Source organism: Tunicatimonas sp. (genome assembly GCF_049647865.1).
In the GTDB taxonomy this organism is placed as follows: domain Bacteria; phylum Bacteroidota; class Bacteroidia; order Cytophagales; family Cyclobacteriaceae; genus Tunicatimonas.
The window spans coordinates 1-2,337 of sequence record NZ_JBARYM010000647.1 but is presented as its reverse complement, the minus strand read 5'-3'; the positions used below and the strand labels follow the sequence as shown (position 1 = coordinate 2,337).

The following is a 2,337-nucleotide window of genomic DNA, read 5'->3' as shown; positions in this document are numbered from 1 at the left end:
GTCTTCGGTAGAGGCAGATGCTCCCGCAGTTGATACTTGCTTGTCTGATTTTTCTGCGTTGGATGAGGAATTGGATTTAGATGTTTCTTCTATTTCTGGTTTCGCGACGGATTGCTCGGTCTTTTCAGTATCCTTTTTTAGCACAATTTGGCCGTTCACCAATTGATACGATAAAGACGTATTGCTAAGGGCAGTATCAAGTACCTGGCTCAAGGGAACATTCTGAAAGCTTAGCGTTACCAACTGCTCAACCGGTAACTCATTGTTGAGGTAAGCGAATTTTAGCCCGTATTGCTCCTGCAAATCGGTCAGTACTTCCTGCAATGAAGCATTCTGGTAGGTGACCGACACCTTTTGTTGAAGAATATCGGTTTGGGGAGGATATAAACTGCTAAAGCATAGTAGTAGCAGCCCTCCGGTTAGAGAGTGTATTGAAGCGGTCATTATTTTTTTAGTTTTTACGTTCTAAAGATTACTCCTGACAACCGGGTCCAGTTAAAATATAGCGGTTGCCTTGCTGTTGGTACGATACATTGCCAATAGCCGAAAGGGTTGTTAATACAGCTTCGGGAGAGGCATTTTCAAAGGTAGCGGTGTAGCGACAGTTAGCCAATGACGGTTCCGCTAGTTCCACCGTAATTCCAAATTGCTCTTCCATCTGACGAGCAATTTGCCGTAGATTTGTATTGTTGAAAATCAATACTCCGTTTTGCCAAGCTCGAAAATTAGGGTTTATAATTTCCTGTTTTTGGGCTGTTTTCGCGCGTTCAGTTAGTACGGCTTCCTCACCGGGTTCCAAAAAAACAGCATCATCTTGGTTAGCCGGGGAAAAGGCTACTCGTCCGGTTACCACCTGCACGGCTACGGCCTCTTCGGGGTACGCCCGCAGGTTGAATGAAGTACCAATTACTTCGGTTTTAGCTGATCCACTGAAGATCGTAAACCTTCGACCTTCGGCTTCTTTTACTTCAAAGAAGGCTTCTCCTTCCAGAAACACGGTACGGTTCTCTGTATTAAAGTTATCCGCGTAGCGCAGTGTACTTTGTCCATTAAGCCAAACCTCACTACTATCGGGCAACATTAGTTGCAATGTTTCTTCCTCAGCCGTAGCAAATTCCTGCCAGCCGGTTTCAGAAGCTCCACTTTGCCAAAGCCAACCAATGGTTAGCAGCAAAGCCAGAGATGCCGCAATTCCACCCCACCAAACCAAGCTGCGCGATTTGGTATGATCAGCCCCGTTCATGCTCGTGTTCGTACCAACCAATCTATTCATTGACTGTTGATCCCGTCGGAACACAAATCGCTGCCAGCCTTCTTCTACATTTGGCTCGTAAAATGGTTCGCTGCGCTTACTCGCTTGCCACAATTCTTTCGTCTGCTCAACGGTAGTCTGGTTTTCCGGACGCTCCTGTTGATAGTCGGCTAATTGCTTAGCTTCTTCTTCGGTTAGTTTACCCGTAATTTGTTTGGCAACTAATGTCCAGATATCGTCATTGGACTTTCCCATCTTTCGTACTAACTATTACTATTACCGATAAGTAGCGGGGTACCCTACCTTGCCGCAGAAAAAAATTTAAAAAGTTGATTGAAAGTAATCTTTGAGTTGTTCCCGTAAGATTTTGAGGGCTTTGCCCATGTGCTTCTCTACTGATTTTACTGAGATACTCAGGGTTTTGGCAATCTCCGCGTAGCTCTGATCCTCAAATCTACTTAAGGTAAATACCACTTTACATTTGGGAGGAAGCGTATCAATGGCCGCCTGAATACGCTGTTCCGTTTCCTGGTAAGCAACCGATTCATCAGTAGTATTAATTCCTACCTGATTCTCGTACTCGTCGCTTAGGGCCGTTTGGGATTTTGCCTTCTCTAAGTAGTTAAGTGTGGTGTTGATCGCTGCTCGATACAAATAGGCTTTCACTGACTTTTGTTCGTCTAGTTGAGTGCGATTATTCCAAACCTTTAGAAATACATCCTGCACGATATCCTCCGCAACCGCGGAACTTCGCACCATCTTATACACTGTTTGGCAAAGTAGACCGTAGTAGGTGCGGAAATAATTTTCTACTGAAGATTCGGGTGATGAAGCAGATTGAGCAGCCGCAGGTGGCGACCCATTCGTTGTTAGCTTGCTGCGGATGAACCAATAGTAAACACGCCAGAGTAGATGGTTCGGTATCGTGCCAGTTATGAGCATATCGTGAGCGGTCAGTTGCTCAGCAGTGGTGCAAGTTATATGCCAAGCGTTTTTTTACCTTAACAAAGGCACAAATACTCTAGCGAATTGTACGAAACCGTGCAAAACTGTCCGTATTCGGACATAGATGTACAGTGTTATGG

3 protein-coding genes are annotated in these 2,337 nt (G+C 45.1%); all 3 read right to left on the bottom strand.

What is annotated here, in order from left to right; all coding sequences use genetic code 11:
- Positions 1–444, bottom strand: a 444-nt coding sequence (locus WBA23_RS19060; protein ID WP_424583871.1) for an STN domain-containing protein, incomplete at its 3' end; no start/stop codon positions are given.
- A gap of 28 nt (positions 445–472) precedes the next feature.
- Positions 473–1,507, bottom strand: a complete 1,035-nt coding sequence (locus tag WBA23_RS19055) for a FecR family protein (protein ID WP_424583870.1) — start codon at positions 1,505–1,507, stop codon at positions 473–475.
- A gap of 66 nt (positions 1,508–1,573) precedes the next feature.
- Positions 1,574–2,194, bottom strand: coding sequence for an RNA polymerase sigma-70 factor (locus WBA23_RS19050; protein WP_424583869.1), 621 nt, complete (start codon positions 2,192–2,194; stop codon positions 1,574–1,576).
- Positions 2,195–2,337: the final 143 nt, after the last annotated feature.

Excerpts from the sequence above, each read along its gene's own strand:
- WBA23_RS19050 (WP_424583869.1), bottom strand. The coding sequence starts at position 2,194 with ATGCTCATAACTGGCACGATACCGAACCATCTACTCTGGCGTGTTTAC.
- WBA23_RS19055 (WP_424583870.1), bottom strand. The coding sequence starts at position 1,507 with ATGGGAAAGTCCAATGACGATATCTGGACATTAGTTGCCAAACAAATT.